Source organism: Lactiplantibacillus modestisalitolerans (genome assembly GCF_005405425.1).
GTDB classification, from domain to species: domain Bacteria; phylum Bacillota; class Bacilli; order Lactobacillales; family Lactobacillaceae; genus Lactiplantibacillus; species Lactiplantibacillus modestisalitolerans.
In genome coordinates this window covers 1-23,145 of the sequence record NZ_BJEA01000010.1, presented here as the reverse complement: position 1 = coordinate 23,145, position 23,145 = coordinate 1, and the positions used below count along the sequence as shown (strand labels likewise).

General features: G+C 49.9%; 24 protein-coding genes and 1 tRNA gene. 10 read left to right on the top strand and 15 right to left on the bottom strand.

The annotated features are described in order from the left end of the window. Positions 1 to 419: 419 nt before the first annotated feature. From FFM79_RS06360 to FFM79_RS06345, 4 genes are read right to left on the bottom strand one after another with little or no spacing between them, the layout of a single operon-like run. Positions 420 to 995 carry an NUDIX hydrolase gene (locus tag FFM79_RS06360; RefSeq protein WP_137642633.1) on the bottom strand — a complete coding sequence of 192 codons (576 nt, stop codon included), beginning with the start codon at positions 993 to 995 and terminating at the stop codon, positions 420 to 422. Between the two features lie 14 nt (positions 996 to 1,009). Then, positions 1,010 to 1,372, bottom strand: a complete 363-nt coding sequence (locus FFM79_RS06355; protein WP_137642632.1) for an HIT family protein — start codon at positions 1,370 to 1,372, stop codon at positions 1,010 to 1,012. 13 nt (positions 1,373 to 1,385) lie between these two features. Then, positions 1,386 to 2,132 (bottom strand): 3-oxoacyl-ACP reductase, encoded by a 747-nt coding sequence (locus FFM79_RS06350; protein ID WP_137642753.1) that lies wholly within the window; start codon positions 2,130 to 2,132, stop codon positions 1,386 to 1,388. A gap of 2 nt (positions 2,133 to 2,134) precedes the next feature. Next, a complete protein-coding gene (locus FFM79_RS06345; RefSeq protein WP_137642631.1) occupies positions 2,135 to 2,356 on the bottom strand; it encodes a DUF2829 domain-containing protein in 222 nt (73 codons plus the stop codon). A gap of 161 nt (positions 2,357 to 2,517) precedes the next feature. Here FFM79_RS06345 and FFM79_RS06340 point away from each other — a divergent pair, with 161 nt between their 5' ends. Both FFM79_RS06340 and FFM79_RS06335 read left to right on the top strand, forming a co-directional pair. Continuing rightward, positions 2,518 to 3,609 (top strand): DUF871 domain-containing protein, encoded by a 1,092-nt coding sequence (locus tag FFM79_RS06340; RefSeq protein ID WP_137642630.1) that lies wholly within the window; start codon positions 2,518 to 2,520, stop codon positions 3,607 to 3,609. Positions 3,610 to 3,632: 23 nt separating this feature from the next. Next, entirely contained in the window at positions 3,633 to 4,817 is a 1,185-nt protein-coding gene (locus FFM79_RS06335) for a GNAT family N-acetyltransferase (protein ID WP_137642629.1), read from the top strand. 491 nt (positions 4,818 to 5,308) lie between these two features. Here the strand turns inward: FFM79_RS06335 and FFM79_RS06330 are convergent, their stop codons facing one another. Then, positions 5,309 to 5,818, bottom strand: a complete 510-nt coding sequence (locus FFM79_RS06330; RefSeq protein WP_137642628.1) for a transcription repressor NadR — start codon at positions 5,816 to 5,818, stop codon at positions 5,309 to 5,311. A 154-nt stretch (positions 5,819 to 5,972) separates the two neighbouring features. Between FFM79_RS06330 and FFM79_RS06325 the strand changes: the two genes are divergently transcribed. Further along, positions 5,973 to 7,406, top strand: a complete 1,434-nt coding sequence (locus tag FFM79_RS06325; RefSeq protein WP_137642627.1) for a nicotinate phosphoribosyltransferase — start codon at positions 5,973 to 5,975, stop codon at positions 7,404 to 7,406. Between the two features lie 187 nt (positions 7,407 to 7,593). Here FFM79_RS06325 and FFM79_RS06320 read toward each other — a convergent pair whose 3' ends face one another. The 3 genes from FFM79_RS06320 to FFM79_RS06310 all read right to left on the bottom strand — a co-directional run bounded on the left by FFM79_RS06320 (position 7,594) and on the right by FFM79_RS06310 (position 10,015). Continuing rightward, positions 7,594 to 9,033, bottom strand: coding sequence for a 6-phospho-beta-glucosidase (locus FFM79_RS06320; RefSeq protein ID WP_137642626.1), 1,440 nt, complete (start codon positions 9,031 to 9,033; stop codon positions 7,594 to 7,596). A gap of 204 nt (positions 9,034 to 9,237) precedes the next feature. Next, complete coding sequence (locus FFM79_RS06315) at positions 9,238 to 9,591, bottom strand: PTS lactose/cellobiose transporter subunit IIA (RefSeq protein ID WP_137642625.1); 354 nt, start codon at positions 9,589 to 9,591, stop codon at positions 9,238 to 9,240. A gap of 100 nt (positions 9,592 to 9,691) precedes the next feature. Then, positions 9,692 to 10,015 carry a PTS sugar transporter subunit IIB gene (locus FFM79_RS06310; protein WP_137642624.1) on the bottom strand — a complete coding sequence of 108 codons (324 nt, stop codon included), beginning with the start codon at positions 10,013 to 10,015 and terminating at the stop codon, positions 9,692 to 9,694. Between the two features lie 181 nt (positions 10,016 to 10,196). On the opposite strand from FFM79_RS06310, the gene FFM79_RS06305 reads away from it, so the two are divergent. The 3 genes from FFM79_RS06305 (at position 10,197) to FFM79_RS06295 (ending at position 12,576) form a co-directional block, all read left to right on the top strand. Next, positions 10,197 to 10,904, top strand: coding sequence for a GntR family transcriptional regulator (locus tag FFM79_RS06305; RefSeq protein WP_137642623.1), 708 nt, complete (start codon positions 10,197 to 10,199; stop codon positions 10,902 to 10,904). Positions 10,905 to 10,997: 93 nt separating this feature from the next. Further along, positions 10,998 to 11,732, top strand: a complete 735-nt coding sequence (locus FFM79_RS06300) for a glycosyltransferase family 2 protein (protein ID WP_137642622.1) — start codon at positions 10,998 to 11,000, stop codon at positions 11,730 to 11,732. Between the two features lie 169 nt (positions 11,733 to 11,901). Further along, positions 11,902 to 12,576 (top strand): histidine phosphatase family protein, encoded by a 675-nt coding sequence (locus FFM79_RS06295; protein WP_137642621.1) that lies wholly within the window; start codon positions 11,902 to 11,904, stop codon positions 12,574 to 12,576. On the opposite strand, the gene FFM79_RS06290 is transcribed toward FFM79_RS06295, so the two are convergent. Continuing rightward, positions 12,573 to 13,067 carry a hypothetical protein gene (locus tag FFM79_RS06290; protein WP_225424394.1) on the bottom strand — a complete coding sequence of 165 codons (495 nt, stop codon included), beginning with the start codon at positions 13,065 to 13,067 and terminating at the stop codon, positions 12,573 to 12,575. The two genes, FFM79_RS06295 and FFM79_RS06290, sit on opposite strands and share 4 nt — an antisense overlap. Before the next feature lie 149 nt (positions 13,068 to 13,216). Then, positions 13,217 to 14,041, bottom strand: a complete 825-nt coding sequence (locus FFM79_RS06285; protein WP_137642620.1) for an HAD family hydrolase — start codon at positions 14,039 to 14,041, stop codon at positions 13,217 to 13,219. 558 nt (positions 14,042 to 14,599) lie between these two features. On the opposite strand from FFM79_RS06285, the gene FFM79_RS06280 reads away from it, so the two are divergent. Continuing rightward, positions 14,600 to 15,589, top strand: coding sequence for a ketopantoate reductase family protein (locus tag FFM79_RS06280; RefSeq protein WP_137642619.1), 990 nt, complete (start codon positions 14,600 to 14,602; stop codon positions 15,587 to 15,589). Between the two features lie 68 nt (positions 15,590 to 15,657). Further along, on the top strand, positions 15,658 to 16,587 hold the full coding sequence (locus FFM79_RS06275) for a DMT family transporter (RefSeq protein ID WP_137642618.1): 930 nt from the start codon (positions 15,658 to 15,660) through the stop codon (positions 16,585 to 16,587). A 148-nt stretch (positions 16,588 to 16,735) separates the two neighbouring features. Here the strand turns inward: FFM79_RS06275 and FFM79_RS06270 are convergent, their stop codons facing one another. Next, positions 16,736 to 17,686 carry an NAD(P)-dependent oxidoreductase gene (locus FFM79_RS06270; RefSeq protein ID WP_137642617.1) on the bottom strand — a complete coding sequence of 317 codons (951 nt, stop codon included), beginning with the start codon at positions 17,684 to 17,686 and terminating at the stop codon, positions 16,736 to 16,738. A 175-nt stretch (positions 17,687 to 17,861) separates the two neighbouring features. Beyond that, positions 17,862 to 19,661, bottom strand: a complete 1,800-nt coding sequence (locus FFM79_RS06265; RefSeq protein WP_137642616.1) for a hypothetical protein — start codon at positions 19,659 to 19,661, stop codon at positions 17,862 to 17,864. Positions 19,662 to 19,875: 214 nt separating this feature from the next. On the opposite strand from FFM79_RS06265, the gene FFM79_RS06260 reads away from it, so the two are divergent. Further along, the gene (locus FFM79_RS06260; RefSeq protein ID WP_137642615.1) at positions 19,876 to 20,325 is read left to right on the top strand and encodes a flavodoxin; all 450 of its coding nucleotides are present in this window, start codon (positions 19,876 to 19,878) and stop codon (positions 20,323 to 20,325) included. Positions 20,326 to 20,453: 128 nt separating this feature from the next. On the opposite strand, the gene FFM79_RS06255 is transcribed toward FFM79_RS06260, so the two are convergent. Beyond that, positions 20,454 to 20,696: a hypothetical protein gene (locus tag FFM79_RS06255; RefSeq protein ID WP_137642614.1), complete on the bottom strand. Its 243-nt coding sequence runs from the start codon at positions 20,694 to 20,696 to the stop codon at positions 20,454 to 20,456. Between the two features lie 8 nt (positions 20,697 to 20,704). Next, complete coding sequence (locus tag FFM79_RS06250; RefSeq protein ID WP_225424393.1) at positions 20,705 to 21,454, bottom strand: type I 3-dehydroquinate dehydratase; 750 nt, start codon at positions 21,452 to 21,454, stop codon at positions 20,705 to 20,707. A gap of 452 nt (positions 21,455 to 21,906) precedes the next feature. Here FFM79_RS06250 and FFM79_RS06245 point away from each other — a divergent pair, with 452 nt between their 5' ends. Further along, the gene (locus FFM79_RS06245; protein WP_137642612.1) at positions 21,907 to 22,374 is read left to right on the top strand and encodes a MarR family winged helix-turn-helix transcriptional regulator; all 468 of its coding nucleotides are present in this window, start codon (positions 21,907 to 21,909) and stop codon (positions 22,372 to 22,374) included. Positions 22,375 to 22,488: 114 nt separating this feature from the next. Here FFM79_RS06245 and FFM79_RS06240 read toward each other — a convergent pair. Next, a tRNA-Thr gene (locus FFM79_RS06240) sits at positions 22,489 to 22,561 on the bottom strand. Positions 22,562 to 23,145 lie beyond the last annotated feature (584 nt).

The following is a 23,145-nucleotide window of genomic DNA, read 5'->3' as shown; positions in this document are numbered from 1 at the left end:
TACAGATTATAAAAAAGCCCTATCCCAAACAGGATAAGGTCGTAGTAGTGGCTTGCATGAATAAGACCGTTAAATGTCGTTTAACCATGGTGAAAGCCAACCAATCGTATGATGACTCATTCCACGGACTCGCGGTCCAATCAGGTTCATACCTTATGATTTAATTTTAGCAGTCTCCCACTGATTGATCTTTCCGATTTCAATCAGTGGGAGATACTGTTGAGTCGATACGTATTTAGCCGTGAGGGCGATCCTAAAGTGGCTCAGTGGTGGCGTTTGCGTTCGTCGGGGTTGTTTCCCGACTTTTGGTGCACGTTTCGGCATTAATACTCGGAGACACAACAGGAGGCCGCGACGAATGTCGTAGCCTCCTGTGTGTGTTCTTCACTAATCACACTAGCGTTAACTAGTCAGTCCCCTCACGCGCGTTCCTCCGGTCGAATAAAAGTCAGGTACCACGTTAAGGCGCAAATTCCCTGCGCCGAGCGAATTTGGCCCCGGCGCATCATTTGGATGACGTCCTTTAACGGGACAAGCGCCGTATTCACATATTCGTCGTGGTCAAAGTGGCGTTTACCCCGCTCACTCGGATCAATTCGGGTCAAAATCAGGTTGACCGTTTCGTTGGTAAAGCCTTCCGACGAGCTAATCCGGGTCATTAGCTGTGGCGCATGGGCAATGTACCCCGTCTCTTCTTGTAATTCCCGCTTAGCCGCGACCAACGGATCTTCGTCACCGTTGATCAACCCAGCCGGTAAACTAACCGTCTCAGAATTACGGCCAACCCGGTACTCGGAACCTAAGACGACCTGATCATCCGCCGTAATGGCTAAAATCGTAACCGCGTTACCGTGGTCGATCAAATCACGCTCAACCTTAAGGCCGTCCGGCGTTTCAATTTCCTGCTTAACGAGGTCAAAAATTGGCCCGTGATAAACCGGCGTCGTGGTTAAAATTTTACCCGGACGCCCCACCTTATTAAATTGTTCTGTCAAAAAAAGTCCCCCTATCAGTTTGCTTCCGGCGGCAACAGGTTGCGAATCCCACCAGTGGGGTTCGGCACGTCGCCGTGATAGCGCGGAATCAAGTGTACGTGACAGTGCATAATGGTCTGCCCGGCAGCCGGACCGACGTTAATGCCAACGTTGTAACCGTCCGGTTGGTACCGCTGATCTAAAGCGGCTTTCGCCGTATCGACCAACTGCCAGATGGCTTGACGCTCGGCGGCCGGTACGTCAAACCAGGTTGCGTAATGCTGCTTAGGAATAATCAATAAGTGTCCCAAACTGACCGGATGAAGGTCGTAAAACGCAGTCGCCAGTTCGTTTTCGACGACCGTCGGCTGGGGCTGACAAAAAATGCAGTCATCCATCTAAACGCCCCCCTTATTTTTCTAACCAACCGCCATCAATGGGAATCACCGTTCCGTGCAGGTAGTCAGCGTGCTGACTCGCAAGAAACAGCGTTAGGTCCGCAACTTCTTCGGGCTGGGCCCAGCGCTTAGCTGGCGTTTCGCTCGCAACCCAGCGGGCCATCTGACCGTCACCGGCAAAGTCAGCCGCGTTCATGGGGGTATCAATGGCCCCCGGCGCAATGCAGTTGGCCCGAATCCCCTGCGCCGCGTAGTCTAAATCAAGCTGTTTGGTGTAACCAATAATGGCGTGCTTGGCAGCGGTATACGCCGCCCCACCACCACCACCGACTAACCCAGCAATCGAGGCCATGTTCACAAATACCCCGTGCTGACGTTCAAGCATTGCGGGGAGGACGGCGTTGGTCACGATAAACTGACTCGTTAAATCGGTGGCTAAAATATCCTGCCACGTTGCGAGATCAATCGCCAAACTTGGCTGATAACCATCTAACTTTCCCGCCGTGTTACAAACAATCGTGGGCTGCCCAGCCTGGGCAATTCCAGCCTGAATCGCCGCTTGGAGTTGTTCCGGTTGGCGAACGTCGGCCACGTGATACGTTAGCCGCTCTGGAGCCGCCCAATCGGCAGGATCAGCCCGTTGGTCAATTGCGATCACCGCCGCGCCCTGCGCCAAAAAGGCTTGCGCTTGGGCGTGTCCAATTCCAGAGGCCGCCCCGGTGATCAAGACCGTTTGCTGGCGGTATTCCGTAAATTCCATCATTAAGCGACTAGTTGCCAATCAGTGGCTAAAATATCACAGTCCGTTGGTGACCACACACTATACGCTTCGTCCACCGTTTTAATTAAAAAGTACGGGTTCAGCGGATCGCCCGCGTAGGTCGTCGCGGCTTGCAAGACAACGAATAGTTCGGTGCCTTCCCAGCCCGTCCGAACCGCCTTTTTACCTGCTTTTAGTTCTGGTAAGATTGCTTCAAATGTCATTTGAACGCCTCCAAGTTTGTTTACCAAAATCGTATCATAATCCGGCCCGCGCGAACAGTTCTAAAATTTGTACCAACCAATTTTGTTTTTTGCTGGTATGGACCAATCAAGTGTGCGATAATGTAAGCGAATACAGAAAAACAATTTTGGAGGACTATTTAATGAGTAAACTTGGTATTTCCGTTTATCCCGAACGGTCAACGTTTGAAAAGGACGCGGCCTACTTGGACCTCGCCGCTAAGTACGGCTACCAACGCGTCTTTACCTCTTTACTAGAAATCAAGGGGGATCAAAACGAAGTTGTTAATAACTTTAAACGGGTGATTAGCTACGCGAACCAACTCGGACTCGAAGTCATGGTCGACGTCAATCCGGACCTGTTTAAGCAATTGGGCGTTTCGTACGACGACCTTTCCTTCTTCCACGAGCTGGGCGCATGGGGCGTGCGGCTCGACCTTGGGTTCACCGGCCAGGAGGAAGCCCGGATGACCCATAACGAATTTGGCTTAAAGATCGAGGTCAACATGTCCAAGGGAACCCACTACGTTGACACGATCATGGACTACTCACCGTCCAAGGAAAACTTGCTCGGTTCACATAATTTTTACCCGCAACAGTATACCGGCCTCGGTAAAGACTATTTTGTTCAGGCTTCTGAACAATACCGGCAATACGGCATCAACACCGCCGCGTTCGTTTCTTCAAACGATGCCACCTTTGGGCCTTGGCCAATGCAAGACGGCCTGTGCACCTTGGAAAACCACCGTGGGCTACCAATTGCGGCGCAAGTACAATACCTAAAGATGACCGGCTTGATTGACGACGTCTTAATCGGTAACGCCTACGCCAGTGAAGCGGAATTGAGTGCGGCCGCCGAAGTCTTTTTCAGCCCGTACCCGTTACTGCACGTTCAAACGGTTAATGACCTAACGCCCGTCGAACACAAGGTGCTCTTCGGCCAACCACAAACTTACCGGGGCGACTTTTCGGATTACGTCATCCGCTCGTCACAAACCCGCGTTATTTATAAGGACGAAGCGTTCCCTGCTCGCCATACGGCCGCAATCAAAGCCGGCGACGTGCTGATTGATAACGATAACTTTGGCCAGTACAAGGGCGAATTACAAATCGCCCGCCAGGCCCTCACCAATAGTGGCCGTATTAACGTCGTTGGCCACGTCGTTGCAAGTGACCAACCATGCTTGGCATTGCTCCAACCATGGTCCGACTTCAAATTCGTTAACGCTGACTAGTCATCATTTTAGGGGGTGCTAAAATGCCAAATAACTATCGTTTAACCTCGCCCAGCGATCGAGCGGCGTTCTACCAACTTTATCAATACGCGTTCAATAAACCGGACAGTCCTGAGCGCCGAGCATTTTTCATGGCCCGCTACCACCACGGCTGGATCTACGGACTACACGCTGATCACCAACTCGTTAGCGGCCTGTACAGTCTGCCCTTTGAAGTCAATTTTCACGGAACGACCTACCGGATGAACGGAATCGGCGACGTCATGAGTGCCCCCGAATTTGCGGGGCACGGCGGTGCCGGCAAGTTGCTGACGGCGGCGCTCACGGAAATGGCTACGGCCGGCGTGACGTTATCCTACTTAGCACCGTTCTCGTATGCTTATTACCGCCGGTTTGGGTATGAACACGTCTTTAACCGCACCCACCAAGTCATCGCCAGCCGCGACCTGCCGCGAATCCGGCCGTTAGCGGCGGATGGACGCATCCGCCGCTACGGGACTGAAGGCTTGCGGTTAAGCGCCTCTTTTTACCAGGCCCAACCGCAAAATCAACGGGGTGGCCTGATTCGCCCCGATTGGTGGTGGGACTATTTGGCCTTAAAGCACCCCGACTGGCGGGTCGCAATTTACCAGGATGCCGAAGCGCAAATTGGCGGCTACCTCATCTATAGTTGCCAGCCGACCACCTTCGCGATTCATGAATGGGCCACCAACTCAGCGGCCGCGTTTACGGCGTTAGCAAACTTCGTGACCAAGCATGGAAGTACCTTCGCCCAGTTTAGTTACGACGCTCCCACCGACGGCAACGGCCTCGACTTACTGGCGGACCCGGACCGGATGCAAGTGACCACGACACCGTACATGATGGCCAGAATCGTCGACCTGCACGACTTTATTAAGCGCTACCCGTTTCAAGCAGCGGTGGCCCCGATTCGCTTAGCCATTACTGATCCGCTCCTCCCCGCTAATCAAGGTTGCTGGGAGCTGCAAAGTCAGGCGGGAACCGTCAGCTTTAACCGGTTAACGCCCACCGTGGACGGGCCGGCAGACTTACAATTAACGATTCAGCAACTGACAAAGGCCTGCTTCGGGACCCGCTCCCTAACGAGCGCCCTGATGCACGGCCAATTAACTGGCAGCTTAGCGGCGGCTCAGCGGCTTGATGCGAGTTTAGTAGCAACCGCCCCCGCTTTTAACGATTATTTCTAACCTAAAAAACGGCTCTGTACCAATTGGTGTTGAAATTGCCGCCAGCAGCGGGTGTAACCGGTTGGCTGGAACACTGCGGGCATCGCTTTGAGCTCACTCAGAAACCCACTGAGCAATCTCAAATTCGAGCCTTATTCTAAGCCGGAAGCAATCCACTTCCGACTAAGAATAATTTCGCAGTTGAGCCATGGTTACACCCGCTGCTGGCTAGACTGGCTTTTATATTAAGATTCACTGGTTACTCCAGTAAATCTTAATTAATGAAGATAATTCTGCAGAACGGTTACTAAATTTAACGTAGCTTGATATTTCGCTAGTCACACCGAACTGATTAAAAATTCAATTAGCAGCCTTTCTAGCAGATCAACACCAACTATCATAGGCCCAAAAAACAGTACCCGCTGAGTCTAACCTCAACTGATACTGTTTTTTTAGCGTCTAATTTACTTCTAATAAGGACCATAATTGGCCCCTGTCTTGTCAATGTTAAGTTAGTTTTCGTATAAGTACCCGGCGTCACGTAACGTCTGCTTAATGGCAGCTAACTGGTCGGGCGTCTGATAAGTCACCGTATGGGTATGGACCCCGTCCGTTAGTTCGGATAACAAATGTCCCTGCTGATGCTTCAGGCGACCCATGAATAGGTTAACGTCCGCAGCCGTTCGTACTTCCAAGCTTCCCCGCAACTGGCCGTACAACGGGTGTTCAATTTCAACGTCCTTAATGGCGCCCCCCGCCTGAATCACCCGTTGCATTTCTTCCGCCGCGTCACTTGGAAAGTGGCGGCAAACAATAATGGCGCTCGGCTGGTCATTAGCCTCCAATTCGTACCCGTGTAACGTCGCCACGACGGTTAAACCGCGGGCCCGTAACAGCGAAATATCCCCAACGATGGTTTGGCGGCTAACCCCAAACTTATGGGCTAAAATCGTCGCACTGATTGCCCGATCACTCGTTGATAAAAGTGCGCGAATTTGGTCTCTTCGTTCTGATCCTGTCATTTCGTTCCATCCTCACTTTGTAATAGCCCCATTTTACCAGAAAGTCAGCAAAAAGGAATCCGAACCTTTTAACGAATTTAAAACTGTGCTAAACTAATTTTAATTTACAAGGGTGTCAAGACACTTAATTTTATTTAGATGGGTGGACAATCTGATGCGTAATTTGTCATTATTAACGGATTTGTATGAATTTTCAATGGCCAACGGCTTTCAACAGGACTTACCCGCAACTAACGCTACGTTCGACGTTTTTTATCGCCGGGTTCCTGACCAGGGAAGCTTCGTAATCGCTGCGGGCCTCCAACAGGTCGTTGACGCGGTCCGCGACTTTCACTTCACAACGAGTGATATTACATACTTTCGTGAGCTTGGTCTTTGGTCGGACGCGTTTCTCACAAGCCTTTCGCAGTTTCAGTTTAATTGTCAATTACGAGCGGTCCCGGAAGGAACGCCCGTCTTCCCCCGGGAACCCCTACTAACGGTGACCGGTCCAATCGCGCAGGCGCAACTGCTCGAAACCCTCGTCCTTAACATTTTAAATCATCAATCGTTAATCGCTACCAAGGCCCGACGACTGACCTACGCCGCTGCCGGCCGACCAATCATGGAGTTTGGTGCGCGCCGCGCTCAGGGCCCCGACAGTGCGACTTACGGCACCCGGGCAGCCGTTATTGGGGGCGCCACCAGTACGTCCAACGTTCAGGCGGGTAAGCAGTTCAACGTCCCGGTGGCCGGAACGATGGCCCATAGCTGGATTGAGGCGTTTCCAGATGAATTAACCGCCTTTCGCCGTTGGGCCCACTACTACCCGGATAACAGTGCGTTGTTAGTTGACACCTACGACGTGCTCAATTCTGGCATTCCCAACGCCATTACCGTTTTCAAAGAACTTCGGCAAGCCGGTCACGAACCGGTTGGCATCCGCATTGACTCCGGTGACGTCGCGGTACTGGCCGAACACGCCCGTAAAATGCTGGACGACGCGGGCTTTCCAGCCGCTAAAATCACTATTTCCAACGCCCTTGATGAGGCCATCATCACGTCGTTGTTACAGCAAGGCGCGCCCATCGATAACTTTGGGATTGGTGAGAAACTCATTACCAGCGCCTCCGCGCCGGTTTTAAGCGGGGTGTACAAACTCGCTGCCACCGAAATTGATGGTCAGCTCACCCCCAAAATCAAAGTCAGCGCCAGCCGCGAAAAACTGACCCTGCCCGGTAAAAAGCAAGTCTACCGCCTTTATCACGCGGGCACCCGCCGAGCATTCGCCGATTTGATTGCGCTTGAGACTGAAACCATCATGGGAACGTCTACGCTAGCCGTCTACAATAGCGACCCGCTTAGCTTAAATCACCAACAACGCCTTCAAAACTTCGATGTCGAGCCACTCTTAATGCCCGTGGTTCCGAGTGACTTTGACCAGCGGTCCGTTCAGCAGATTCAAGCTGACAGCCAGGGGCGCCTCGCCGAATTACCGGCAGCCACTCAGCGCTTGGTCAATCCCGATAGTTATCCAGTTTACATTACGACTGATCTTTATCAATTACAGACCGAACTCGTTGCTAAGGCGGTCGTTCACGCCAATTAATTAACTTATTTCGAGAGCGTGCCAAAAGTCGGTTAGCTGGTGAGTGGAGCCAGCTGACTTTGGGCGTACGTTTTGGCCATTAACATTCAAAACCTAAAAGGGAGGCCGTGACAACAGTCACAGTCTCCCTTAGTGTCTCTGTATATATTAGCATCGTCAGACTAAGCCGTTAGCCCGCGGCACTCTATTACAAATCAACCCCATCGCTGGCGATGACCCGTTGATACCAATCGAAGGAATCCTTCTTGGAACGGTCAAAACTTCCCTGACCATCGTCATTAGCATCCACGTAAATGAAGCCATACCGTTTAGCCATTTCACCGGTACTTGCCGAAACGAGGTCGATGCAGCCCCACGGCGTATAACCAATTAAGTCAACGCCATCTAAGGCCACCGCTTCCTCCATCGCCTTAATGTGATCCCGGAAATAACTGATCCGGTAATCATCATGAACTTCACCAGCGGCGGTCTTTTGATCGTACGCCCCAAAGCCATTTTCAACGATAAATTGTGGTAAGTGCCACCGGTCCTGCATCCAGTTCATTGAATAGCGCAAACCGGTTGGGTCAATTTGCCAACCCCAGTCAGACTTTTCAACGTACGGATTTTCAACGAAGTCTTCCGGTTCCTTAAAATTGAAATCATGGTCGTGGTCCTTACCCTTAGTCACAAACGACATGTAGTAACTAAAACCAACGTAATCCACGGTCCCGGCCTTTAAAGTTGCCAGGTCTTCATCCGTAATATCCATATCAAAGCCTTGGCGTTCAAAGTACTTCGGGAGCCACTTCGGGTATTCACCCCAGCAATGAACATCGCCGAACCAGTAACGCTTTTGCATGGCACGTTCCGCCATCATCACATCTGCCGGCTTAGCCGTTAACGGATAAATTGGGCACATGGCAATCATACAACCAATCTGAAAATCTGGATTAATAGCATGACCGGCTTGAACGGCGAGTGCGCTCGCCACTAATTCATAGTGCGCAGCTTGATACATTGCTTGCTCCCAGTTATCATTCGGGCCTAGCTGTAACCCTGAATCTTGGAGCAACGGGTGGGGATCATCCCAGGCCGTTTGATTGTTAATTTCATTAAAGGTCATCCAATACTTGACCTTATCCTTATAGCGTTTAAAGACCGTCTTGGCAAACCGAAGGAAGAAATCAATCGTCTTCCGGTTACTAAAACCGCCGTACGCCTTCACCAAGTGATATGGCATTTCAAAGTGTGATAAGGTAATCACGGGTTGAATGCCATGGGCGAGTAAATCATCAAAGAGGTCGTCATAGAACTTAAGACCAGCTTCGTTTGGTTGCGCTTCGTCACCATTTGGATAGATTCGGGTCCACGCAATCGAGGTCCGAAAACACTTCATTCCCAGTTCTTCAAAAAGTTGGACGTCTTCGGGGTAGCGGTGGTAAAAATCATTGCCCCAGTGGTTCGGGTAACTTTCACCAGCAACGACGCCGTCCGTCACTTGACGGGGAACGCCATTTTTACCAGCGGTCATCACGTCCGCGATGCTGACGCCCTTACCGCCTGCTTGCCACGCACCTTCTAATTGATGCGCCGCGACTGCACCACCCCAAAGAAAGTTCTTGGGCATTTGATATCCAGTTGCCATAAATAATTGCCTCCATGTATTCATAATTCCCAGTCATGCCAATTTGGCCGACCTTAACCAGACTTACATTTTCAACCGGCAACCCTAGATTTTGCCGCCCGACAAACTTGCTCCGAGACGCGACTAACGGAGCAATAGTTTGCCGCAATTGTCTCGCCGGTACTAACTGATCAGTGTACCGGGTCAACCAACGCTTGCGGTTAACTACTTAGCTTCATCTTGCGCTAAACGCCGATAAACGTCAACTACTTCGCCAGCTAAATCGCGAAAAGTGATGGCGTTCATGATATGATCTTGTGAATGAACCAATAACAATGAAACGTGCGTATGTTCACCCTGAGCTTCAGCCGTCAACATCGACGTCTGTGAGTTGTGGGCTTCAGTCAAGAAATTATCGGCTTCCTTCAACTTAGCGTCCGCCGTATCGAAGTCGCCACTCTTAGCCGCCGTAATGGCTTCAAACGCGGAACTCTTAGCGTTCCCGCCATTGACGATTAAGCCCATGATTGTTTCTAAACTTGCTTCCGTTTCCTTTGGTGCTTGTTGTTCTTCTGCCATGTGTCCTCATCCTTTGTCTAGTTTATTCCCGTGCCCACGGAATTAAAATGCTACCAATCTGGAATGGACCGCGATTCGGTAGCACCCGTACTTCATTCAGTTATTTTTCTGCTTTTGCCATGGCGGCTTGAGCTTCCCGCAAAACTTTTTCGCCATTCATCATCCCGTAGTCCTGCATGTTGATGACTTCAACGGGAATGTCACTCGCCCGTTTTTGGAAATCACTTAGCATGTAGCGAACTTGCGGCCCGAGCATTAAAATATCCGGCTTCTTTTCTGCTAACTTAGCAGTTGCATCACTGGCAGCGGTTGCAAAAATTTCGGCATCAACGCCATCAGCTTCCGCAGCCTTTTGCATCTTAGAAACTAATAATGAAGTTGACATCCCCGCAGAGCATACCAACATGATTGTTTTTTCGGCCATTCTAAACACGCTCCTAGATAGTTTTTGAAAAAAGATGGTTTTAAGCGGTTGCTTTAGTAAACCGCTTTCATTACAATTAGAATTATAAGTCATGGGTACCAATTTGACAACCCTAACGAATTAAAATAGACCAATTTATTTAATTGGTACCCATCAATTTTATCTGGAAGAAGTGAACACTATGTACCGCGAAATTGCGACGAAACTCGTTGCTGCCATTCAGAATGGCGAATTCAAAGTCAAGTTACCAACCGAAGCACAACTCATGGAACGCTATCAGGTGAGTCGCAATACGATTCGAAAAGCGATTGACCTCGTTTACCAACAAGGACTACTCCGCCGCGTCCAGGGCAGTGGCTACTATATTACAAGTATTCAACTCGAACATAAGACGGTCGTTAACTTATCCGCCCGGTCGATGTTTACCAGTAACTTGCACCCCCGGAACCTCGTTTCGAAGGTCTTGACGTTTGATACGATTAAGGGAGACACCGACCTCAGCCGTCAACTGGGAATCCCGGTTGACGAAGAAATGTACCGGGTCGTGCGTCTCCGTTACTGGCACGATCAGCTTTACTGCTTAGAAAAAGCCTACTACCCCCGTTCGGTCGTACCCTACCTATCAACGGAAGCCGTTAATTCATCAATATGGGACTTTATTCATGACGCTTACGGGATTGGAATCGCCAACAGCGATGACTATTTATCATTAACGAATTTATCCGCTGAAGAAGCGTTACTAATGGGACTCGACCACGGTGCCACCTACTTAGCCCTTGATTCTAGCAATTATTATAAAAATAATGGGCTGCTTGATTTCTCACACACCGTGTTCGTTTATCCGGACTTAGCTTTGTACTTCCATACAACTAACTTAGCAAATAATTAATTTATCACTAAAAAAGTGGCTTTCACTATAATTTCGTCACAATTTACGGGTATACTAGTAATAGTATCCAAAATTTACGATGGAGGAATTAGCGTGTCAGCACCCCTTTTTTCAGTGGTTGTACCGGCGTACAATCAACACAAATTTATCAATAGTTGTTTGACCAGCTTGCAACACCAAACGATCAGCGACTATGAAGTGATCGTGGTCGATGACTGTTCCACGGACGACACTGGTCAACAAATTGCGCGGTTAATTCAGGCCGACGACCGGTTTAAGGTGATTACCCACACCCGTAACCTTGGCGTGTCCGCCGCCCGCAATTCTGGTATGGCAGTAGCCCGTGGCAAGTACCTCTGCTTCGTGGATGGTGACGACTGGGTCGAGCCTAGTTTTTTAGCCACCTTTTTGGCCGCTTACCAAGCCGCACCTGAAAGTGAATTGGTTATTTGTGGGCACTACGGCTACCTATCCGTACCCGGTCCCGCAAAGACCTACCAGCAAAAAGAATTGGTCGCCAACATTAATTTTGGGACGGTTGGTGGTTTTTCGTGGAATAAATGTTTCCGGCGGTCGTTAATTGTGCAACACCACTTGAAATTTAACGAAGAAATTGATTTCTTAGAGGATCAATTATTCGCCTTTCAATACGCCAACTACGTTAAGACGGCGCAGTACGTTCCAGACAAAACGTACCATTACCGCTGGCGGTTCCGTAGCAATTTAGCCCACATTGGAATTCCATTTTTCACGGCCCGGCGGAAGATGATCAAACTATTAAAGCAGGAAAACAAACGCGTTTTAAGTGAAGAATTCAATAATCAGTAAGCACAAATGACGAGCTGGCGCTTGGTGGGAGCTTTCCCCCGGCGCCTTTTTTAACGGGGTTTTGAAAGCGCAACCGGCTTTTACGCAATCTTTTGACGTTAACGCTTGTTCAATTCTAATTAACGCCTTACAATTAAAGCATGTGAATTAACGATAAGGGGGCTTTACCATGGCAACGATTCACGTCTACCTTGTCCGGCACGGCCAAACGGAACTAAACGCTGCCGGGCGGCTCCAAGGAATTTACGACTCCAAACTCACCGATAAGGGCGTTGTCGCCGCGCAACGCTTGGCACGGATGCTCGCCGACGTTCATTTTGACGCCGCTTACACGAGCGACCTCGGCCGGGCCCAGCAAACCACCCGGATTATTACCGCACTTCATCCGGAACTAAAAAAGCCGACGGTCGACGTCGGCTTACGTGAATTTAATTTTGGCGGTCTCGAGGGTACCAAGAACGCCTGGATTGTCCACCAGGTCCGCAAACAACTGGGTCTCGGAACCTTCGTTAAACTGATCCTAAGTCGCGAACGATTCGCCACCCTCCTCTGGGTATTTAACTCGTTGGATCAAACCCGGGGCGCTGAGACCCTCGTTGGCGTGACCGACCGTATTAGCCGGGCACTACGCCGCATCTGCTTGTATGAATCGCAGGGGGCCACCCACGATAAAAACATTCTGGTCGTTGCTCACGGACTCGTTTTAAGCGCCTTTCTGTACCAAATCAGCCCACGGGAACTCCCCGCGCGCCTGCTCAAAAATACGAGCGTTAGCCAGGTCGATTATCAAGATCAACACTTCAAACTAATCAACATTAACGTCACCCCTAAAAAACGCTCCTAATCAGCGGGGGCGTCTTCGCGCCGAGTTTCTACCCGTTGCTGGTGCGTTTCTTGGCTCGTTCGGAATTGTAACCGCGCTTGAACGCCAAAGAACGCCTTTAATTTTCGTTGTAATTCCTGCCCAGTTGCATGGACCATTTCTTCAGTTGCAGCCGCGTCGCCCACGATGATGAGCACGCGACTGCTTTTTGCGTCTAAGTTAGGCGCTAGCGCAGTGGTCGCAGTTTGTAACGCAACCTGACCATTGGCCACCGTAACCAGGTCCACGTTGGCAGGAAGCGTGACCATGTCGAAGGCTTGCATCCGCACGCGGTGCCGCGCCTCAATGACCTGCAATAGATCGCCCAGCGCGTTTTGGGGACTAGCCGGCAGTAGTTGCTGGGTTGCTAATTGCTTTTCAATCGCTGGATTAAGCTCCCGATTATCAATTCCTTGAATGGATAAAATGGCTAAAGCCGTGGGAACTCGTGCTGGTAAAATTTCAATTCTCACTTCAAACTCACTCCCTAAATCCAAGTTTCCAGTTACTAAGTTTGCCAAATTGACACCAAAAGTCAATTCAATCTGGCTGATTTTGCAAAAAAATTAAAAAACAGTCACCGGGAACCGCACCCAGCAACTGTTCAATTCACCTTTGAGCCCTAATTAAGGGGGTGTTGTTCAAAATATTGTTCTAAGAACAGCGCCAGCCCGTCGTTGTAATTCGTTTCCGTGACGTAGTTTGCCGCTGCTTTAACTTGCGGAAGCGCGTTGCCCATCGCAACCGAAAGCTCCGCCGCGCGTAGCATTCCAACGTCGTTGAGTCCGTCACCAAAGACAAAGGTGTGGGCCGCATCAACGCCCTGTTCGCGTTGAATTTGTTTAACCGCGGTTGCTTTATCCGTGTGCAACGGAATCATTTCAATGTTATTCGGGTTAGACGACGATAGGCTCATCAACTTACTATTCCGTAATTTTTCTCGGGCTGAATCCAGTCGTGACATGTCCTCACGACTTAAAATAATTCCATTCGTAATTTGGTCCTCGATTTCGGCCAATTGGGTAAAGTTTTTAACTTCCTGATAACCAATTGAAATTTCCCCAGAATCAAAGTTAGCCGCGTTCCGAGCAACGAAGCGCGGAATTTGTTCCGTATAGTACGCCATGTCCGGTGTAAATAAAATCATTGGTAAATTATCCCGGCGCGCGATCAAATACCCCAATTCAACCGCAGCGCCACCCAACTTGGTTAGTTCACGCCCGTTCATCCCATCGAAAACGGCACCGTTCGACGTCACCAAGCGCACCTGCTCATTTAATTTATTACGGACGACCTTCGCTAATTCGTACATCCGACCGGTCGCTATGTAGAATAAGACGTCCTGACTTTGAAGACGTTCAATAGTTTTCTTGGTGCGTGCTGAGACGTACTGGTGGTCAGTCAGGAGCGTCCCGTCAATATCCATAAAGACTAAGTATTTTGGCATCGCAGCTTCCTCCTCCTTGTTTACACTTTCAATTGTACGCTATCCTGCCAAAAAATGGAAATCGCTTTCAAAAATAGTCGCGGTAACGCATTTCTCATTTTTGTTGATGCCTTTCACCAAATATTATTAAGTTGGTCACCATCTCCGCACCCTTAGCGCTGACCGGTTACAAAAGAATGCAAATACCTCTTCCACCGGACTTGACTTTTTAATCTATTCTGAGTAAATTAGAAAACAATTAATATACGATGATAAAACTTACGAGCAGAAAAGTAACCCAACTTGGTTGTGTTTAGCGAGTCTGAAACGGTGAAAGCAGACCATAACCACTTGGCGTGAAAATCAACTGTGAAATGTCCGGGTGAACCAAGTAACCCGAACTGGTTACGCACCCATTACCGTGCCGCGTATCGCTTCTTCTAGGGTACGGTTGAGGTCGTGAATGTGAATTTACGATAAATTACCGGTGGTAACACGCTCCAGCGCCCGGCAGACACACGTCTGCTGGGCGCTTTTTTCATCAACTATTAATAATTCAATTAAAGGATGGTTTTCATTATGCATTTTACTGTACTCGGCGCTGGCGCCATGGGATTACGTTACGGAGTTCTTTTACAGGAAGCGGGCAATCAGGTCGACTTTGTCGACACGTGGGCCCCACACGTTGCGCGAATGCAACAGCAGGGGGGCGTTTACGTGTCGCGCGACCATCGTGATCGGCACCTCGTTCCCGTCAACGTGACAACCCCCGAAGCTTACCGCGGTAACCCCGATGTGTGGGTCGTTTTTACCAAACAAATGCAACTGACTGACTTTCTTAAACGGACCGCGCACGCCTTCAACGACCAACAATACGTTTTAACTTGTATGAACGGGATGGGTCACGTTGAAAAACTGCTTCAATACTTCAAGCCCCAAAAATTATTAGCTGGAACCGCCCTAGTTGCCACCGTCCTCAACGGCCCCGGCGACGTCGACTTTATCGGAGCACGGGGGGCCGGTACGATGAATTTGGCTAACTATACGGAACAGCCCGACGAAATGACCCACCGGATTGTTACCGAACTCGAAAAATGTCAATTTAACCCAACGTTAACCACGAACTTCCGGGGAACGTTACTCGCCAAAGTGGTCTTTAATTCGGTTGTTAACACGCTCTGCACCCTCTTTGAGATCACCATGGGCGAATTTGCGGCCTATCCCGGCGCCGACGAATTAAGCCGCCAACTGATTGACGAAGCCTACGACGTCTGTGAACGCGATGGCGTAACGATGTTAAATACCCGGGCCGCCGAACTTGAATCGGTCAACTACGTCAGCAAAGTTGCCAATCCGCTCCACTACCCGTCGATGTATCAGGACATGTCGCATAACCGCCCAACCGAGGTCGACTACATCAACGGCTACTTGGTCAAACTGGGGGCCAAATACAACTATCAGGCAAAGACGCACGCTTTCTTGACCCACTTAGTACACCTCGCGGAAACAACCCGCCAAGCGCAAGCGGCCACAACGAGTGCAACGGCTACGGCCGCTGAAACCGCATAATTTCCCCACTTCTAAGTAAAATCAGGTACAATGGAATCAACTTGATTATTTACTTAGGAGGCGCAAGCATGCATGTTAGTCGTCAGTTTAAAGGAATTTTGCTCGCCAGTATTAGTGCCGCATTTTGGGGCATCTCGGGGGCCATTGCCCAAGCCCTCTTTGACACGACCACGATCAACTCGGTTTGGCTAACCGGCGTTCGAATGTTGGGGGCCGGGATTGGCTTACTCTTGTTCAGCCTCCTGACCCACGTTGATTTATGGTCCCTTTGGCGCCATCCCGGCGACTGCCTGCAACTTGCTGGCTATACGCTACTCGGTTTGATGCCCGTTCAATTTACATACTTTCTCGCGGTTGAGGCCAGTAACGCGGCCACGGCCACCGTTTTACAGTTCATGGGGCCGGTCTTCATTGCACTGTGGTTGGTAGTGGCACACCGCCAGTTTCCAACCCGGGCGGAAGGGCTAGCCATCGTGCTCGCGTTAATCGGGTCCTTTTTACTTGTGACCCACGGCGATCCAACTAGTTTAGTCATTTCAGTGGGCGCGCTCGTTTGGGGACTCCTTTCGGGCGTATCATCGGCAACCAACACGTTGATGCCGACTAAACTTTTGGAAAAATACTCACCGGTTGCCGTCAATACTTGGTCAATGCTCCTGGGTGGCATTATCTTCAACCTGTTTCAACCATTCTGGCAAGTTGACTTCCCGCTGACGGTCGGTAACGTGACGCGCCTGAGCTTCGTGATTCTCTTCGGTACGCTGCTGGCATTTCTCTTCTTCCTTCAGAGCCTGCAGTACATCCGGCCAACCGTGGTCAGTTTACTGGATGCTTTTGAACCACTGTCGGCAACCCTAATTGCGGTGCTAATGCTCGGGGTCAGTTTTGGCTGGCTGGATATTTTAGGCAGTGCGTTAATTATCAGCACGGTCTTCATCCTCGCAATTGGTCAGGCTCCCCGCGACCGAATGACTAAAAAATTTCGTGAACAATCCTAACTAACAATGACGCATTAATATGAACGAGGAGGCTGTGACTAATGTCACAGCCTCCTCGTTCATATTTAGTAGCCAAAACGTGCGCCAAAAGTCAGCTGGCTCCGCTTAACGGCTAACCGCCTTTGGGCACACTCTCCGCGCTTTATTTTTAATATCCCTTACTTAAATCAACTTGATTACGGGCCAAAGTCCCGTCCTGAACGTACTGCGCAAAATTTGTGGCAAAAATACTAAAAACCGCGACCCGGAAGTGAGCAATTTGCCCCGAAACGTGCGGTGTAATTAAAACATCATCGCGTTGCCACAGGGGATGGTCCGCCGGCAACGGTTCGGGTTCCGTGACGTCTAGCGCCGCGTAACTCACCAGCCCAGTATCCAACGCCCGCACTAAATCGGCGGTCACGATCGCGGGCCCCCGACCAACGTTAATCACCATTGGCCGCGCCCCCAACTGACGAAACCACTGCTGATTAAAGAAGTGGTGGGTCGTGGGCGTTAACGGTAACGCGTTGACGATAAAGTTTGCCGTCTTCAGGACCGCGGCCGTGGCATTAATGGCGACCGTGGTGGGAAACGCAGTCGCCGGATGACCAGTCGTATTGACGCCAACGACCCGCATCCCAAGTGCCGTGGCTTTAGCCGCTAGCGATTGTCCCAGTTGGCCGGTTCCATAAATGAGCAGTTGTTGCCCAGTCAAAGTACTGGTCGTCATCGGCAACGTCCACGCACGCTGCGTACGCTGGTTAATCAAAGCGGCGTGATAGCCGCGAACCACCGTTAACATGGCGGCTAACGCGGATTCGCCGATTGCGTCTGCGTGAATCCCGCTCGTATTGGCAACGAGCACTCCCTGCTTTTGTAGGGTGGCTAACGGTAACGAATCCACCCCGGCAGAAATCACCTGTAAGAAACGCAGGTGATTGGTTGGGCGCGCCAATAAGCGTTTTAACAAGGGGTGTTTGCCGTACATGACCTCCACTTGATCAAATTCCTCCGGCTGAAGGTCGGCCACGTCGACAAACCGCCAATCCGGGTACTGGGTTTCGAGTTGTTGCCGTTGTTCTGGTTTCATTGCTTGAACCATGACTGCAATTGGCATGATGCTGTTCTCTTCTTTCCATTTAAAATCAAACGGGGCCATGACAAAAGTCACGGCCCCGTTCATATTTCTGAATGCTGAATCGTGTTCGATCCAATCGACCGCCCACGTTCGCTACTGAAATGCGCATAACCGCAGGCGAACATTATTGTCCTCCCCTTAGTTTAGCACGTTCCTATTGGGCTGTCGTATTACTGGTGGTGCCCCCACCGGTCGTGGTTGAATCCGCACCGGCACTGGTTGAATCGGTACCAGTTCCCGTCGTCGTGGAATCCGTACCGGTTGAACCGCCACCATTGCCAGTACTGTCGTCAGTATCGGTACCAGTCGTCGTACCCGAATGGGTGCTGCTAGTAGCCGTATCATTGCCGCCAGTATAATTATTATTATAGTCAGAGGTCGTTGCAGTGCTCTCTGAGCTACTGTATTCCGTCGAATAGCTGCTAGAAGACGATTCCGGTTCACTGTAGCTACTACTGCTTTCGCTACTGCTACTTTCAACAACGGAAGATGAAGCCGCCGAGGACGAGGCCGCTGCCTTAGCATTTTTCTTGGCAAGTGCCTTGCGATCCGCCCGTAATTGCTTGTAATCGTTCGCCGCAAGCTGGGACTTCTCACGGTAAGCCTTTAAGTGCTTTTGAACCGCGTTAACGGTCGTGGAAGCCGTTGATGCCTTTAAGGCACCCTTCTTCGTATACAGCTTCTTAAAGTCCTTGTGGTAGGTCGCAACCTTCGTGACGGTCTTCCCCGTAGCAGTGAACCGCTTTTGATACTGTTTTGCAAAGTCAGCCTTGTGCCGCGTTAAACCGGCCGTCGTCAACTGTTGCTCAGCCTTAGTAATCGTGTCCGGCGTTACACTAGCCTTAATCAGACCATCCGAATTACGTAACTTTTGATAAGTCGTCCGGGTCGTCAACATCTTCGACGCGTAGTCGTGTTGCGTTTGCAACTGATCCTTATCCTTCGAGTCCTTCATTTCATCAATACTCGTTTGCAATTCCTGCACCTGCGCGCGGGTCACGGACTTACGAATATCGCGCTGGGCCTTGGACGTATAAATTTGCGCAACTAATTCCTGCGCGTTCTCCTTAGCGTGCGCTTGGGTCGTTTTGGCCCGGTTCCACATAAATAAAGCCCCCGCAGCCGCAATCACGAGAATCGCGACACCGGTTAAGGCCAACTTCCAGTTGTAACGCCGTCGCTTCTTTTTCAAGTGGGGATTATGAACCGATTCTTCAGGGGTTTCCGGTGTTTCAAAATCAAACTCGGGAACGCGTTCTTCCGATTGCTCGTGGTGCCGGGCCATTCGGGACTGCGGGGCCGCACTGTCACGCTTAGGCTCCTGCCCACCATTTGGTTGCTGGTCCCCGTAAAGTTCTTCACGCGATAGTGGCAATTCTGGTTGATCTTCGTCGTCACTTTCAACCGCACTGACCCGAATCGTTTGCTGGCCCGCACTCCCCGTTGATGGTGCGGCTTGCTCAGCCGCTGCTTGGCTCGTGTTAGCCGCCGAAGAACCACCCGTTTGAGCTCGATGGCGGTTGGTTTGTCCAGGTGCCGCCGCGGCGTTTGGAATCGCTTTGGCTCGCTGACTCGCCGCGGCACTAGTCGCACTCCCCTGGGATGCAGCCTGTGATTGCGGGGCCCCAGCGGACTGCGCCGCTTGCGAACGCGGTTGAGTCGTTGAATTGGCCGCGGAAGCGGCCCCCTGAGATTTACCAATAATTTTATCAGGTTCAATAACGGACTCGACCGGCTGCTTCTCTTCAGCCGCCGCTTGTGAGCGTTTGGGTGGATTAATCGTCGACTTTGCTTCAGCCTCAGCTTGCGCACTATTGGCCGCCGAATCCTTTAAGTCGTACGCCAACGGAATTTGTTCATTACTTTGATTTTCATCGTTATCATCTGGTAGTGGCTCGGTGATTGAATTCCAGAGCCGTTTCCCAAAATGCGTCTTTTTTTCTTTTTTCGACAATACTAACGCTCCTCGCCAATCGATAGTTCGGTGCCCGCGCCGCCCTAGTTAGTCAGGCGCGCAAACACCGTTAATAGTTAAATTATAGCATGGAATTAGGTCACGAGAAACTGCCAGTCAAGCGCATTGACTGATTTATCCGACCACACCTTAAATTTAGAATCAGATTCTGTTATAATCAGCTTAAACAGACAATTGAAAGCGAGGAGTTATCATGGCAACTGCTAAAGTTATTTTTGCAACAATTACGGGGAACAATGAAGACGTAGCCGACATTATCACAGAAAAGTTGGAACAATTGGGCGTTGACGTGAGTGAAGAAGAAATTTCACAGGCCGACGTAGACGATTTTAAGAGCGTCGACATTTGCGTTGTGGTTCCTTACACTTATGACGAAGGGGCGTTGCCAGAAGAAGGCCTCGACTTTTATGCTGACCTACAAACCATTGATTTAGCAGGAAAAATTTATGGGTGTGCCGGTTCTGGCGATACCTTCTACGAAGAAGATTACTGCAAGGCCGTGACGGACTTCAGCGCAGCCTTTCAAAAGGCTGGTGCAACGCAGGGGGCCAAGGATGTATTCGTCAACCTCGCACCAGAAGACGACGACGTTAAGCGGCTCGACGCGTTTGCTGAACAACTCGTGGCAGCTCAAGCAAAATAAAAGCACTGATTAAATAAGGGAGTGCGCCAAAAGTCGGTTAATGCTCACCAGCCGACTTTTGGCGCACGTTTCGGCTATTAACATGAGGCACACACAAACGGCTGTGACATATGTCACAGCCGCTTTCTTTATTTAGATTGATACTGGTCGCGCTTATCGAGCCATTTTAACAAGCGCAAGCGCAACCAGTTATAACTGATATCTGCAATTAGAAACAAAATAATTAATTCCAAACTATCGCCCAAGTAGGTGCCCCACGCAACCTTGGCTCGGTTCACGACTACTTCATACGGAACCTGAATTAAACTAAAATATAGGACTAACGTTACTATCAATGAGCGGACGTGCCGCCAAATTGATCCCCATTCCATTCACGCCATTACCCCTCCTGTAAAATTTGCAGGGCTCGTTGTAACTGGCTAACCGGCAGTAACGACTGATCCCCAACTCGGCCCACCCGACCATAGACGATCGCCGAACCGGTTAGTTGACCACAAACGCTATTAAAGCGTCCTAACGTCCCGTGAGCCGTTGCAACAAGCGGTAATGATAAGTTTTGGTGAGCTTGGGTCGTCGCGGCCATTAAAGTGACGATGGCGGACGCACTCTGCCCCGCAACGGTAACGGTTGCTACGTCCGCGCCGGCCGCGGCCAGCGCTTCGTAAGCAGCCACAATCTGCTCCTGATTGGCCGAACACGCGGTACGGAGAATCAATTTGATTCCTTGCGCGCGAATTTGGGCTGCCAAAGTCGTAAAACTAGCCTGCTGAACCATTACCATATCAATTGAAACGGCAGCAACCGCCCGATTATTGATGAGCGTTTGGTAGGCCTGATAGGCAGTCTCAATTTCAGTGGTCGAAGCAGTGGCCGTTAACGCGACTGTCGCAATAATTGGGATGGTGCCCAGCACACGTTTAAGTTGGGCCGCTGTATTGATTAATTCCGCACGATTATCAAGTTCCTGATAATCATTAAGCCGCCACGTTACAATTTGTGCTGGTGACGTCAGAACTTGCGCTGCTTGCCCAATTAACGTTTCCCGCTGCCGTGCCGCTAACGTGACCGCCACCTTTGGCTTCCCCGTCGATAACGACACCGCTCCCAAACTAACCTCTTTCAAAATCATACCTGCTTTCGTTTCATATTAGCATGTCACCAGGCAAACAACGCCCACAACATCTTCAATCGTAAAACTTACTATCTTAACAATAGCAAACTTTAATCATTTTAACAGCCCCGATTCACTTTTCACTTAAGATTTTAACGGATTACCAGTGCAATAAGGGTAAACGCTGGTATCGCTTTTTGTTTTACTTTAAACTTAAACAATGGTAGTTAGTTAAACTAGTGACTTTCTGTTCACTGAAAAGTCACTCCGCTAGCTAACCTCGCCCGAACGGGATGGATTGTTAACATTCCATCCCCGGATCAAAACCGGCCGCTTAAAATTCGCGGCTCACTTTTTGACACTTTATATTAATTTAGCGTTATTATTTTATGTGAAAATGTATCAATGCTAATAATTATTTATATAACAAATTGACCAAGTTTGAAATTCTGCTAAGGGGGGATCAAACCATGGCGACACCTAATTCAGTATTTGATGAATTTTTAACTGACTATGCCCGGGTCTTTCGCTATATGAACGAAAAGATTACGGGCCCACTCAGTGCTTACCACCTCACGTTTGACACGTTCATTATCATGCACGAAATTGGGACGAGCTCCCAACCACCATTATTAATGGACATTGCGCACGCTCACCGGGTTTCACGTAGTGCGATTTCAAGACAAATTAGTATTTTGTTGAAATATCATTACGTTTATCAGGAATCCAATCCCAATGACCGCCGGCAAAAGAGTCTCCGCTTAACGGATCAGGGCCAAAGCATTGATCGCGACTTAATGCAAAACTTACAGGTGATTTTTCAAGAATGGGTCGACCAACTGGGGAAGCGGCGCGTTAACACCCTATTAGCCGTACTTGGCGATTTCAACCGCAAAATCATTACACCCAATTATGAACAAACCAATAAGCTCCAATAAATGCCACAACGTGCGGGGGACCAGTGGTGATAAATTTAGAGCGACTAACAGAAAAGCACCAATAAGATTGCTTCAACTGCAACTTATTGGTGCTTTCAATTTATTCATTTGGAAAGCCGTTTAGCAGATTTGAACTGCCGACCTCTTCCTTACCATGGAAGTGCTCTACCTGCTGAGCTAAAACGGCAAAAACAGTCTCCACCAGTATACCAAATTCATTTCATTCTGCAAACCGTTCTCTATCAATTGAGTGATTCCCGTTCCGACCTAGTTGCACTCATATTCGACCTGGTGATAATCCGGGCTTTGAGGAGCCAGGGTGCACTGAACGAGCTTAAGGCGCATTTCGTTGCACGTTATACTGGCTACTAGCTAGTGCGGTAGGTCGTAGGTCATACAACAATCCTTATGCTTACAGCCTGGCGCACAGCTGGTGGGGGCGGTTCAATCAGTTTAACCGTGCGATCACCCTGTCAAAGCCAGCTAGCCCATCAATTTATCAACGCAGGTTTAGCTTAGGGGCGTGGCTGGAGTTTTTTTAGCTCGGGGGTGCGGTTCAATTGATTCTGAGGGAACCTTTGGGTGCCTCCGTTTCTTTTGGGGGGGGCGGTTGAAGCTGAAAGCTAGGATAAACCCCGCGTTTGTGAAAGCGCTTAAAATCGGGTATAAAAAAAAGAACCGGTGCTCCCGGTTCAGCTTGCATGGCAACGTCCTACCCTCGCAGGGAGCGATCCCCCAACTACTATCGGCGCTAAGAAGCTTAACTTCTGT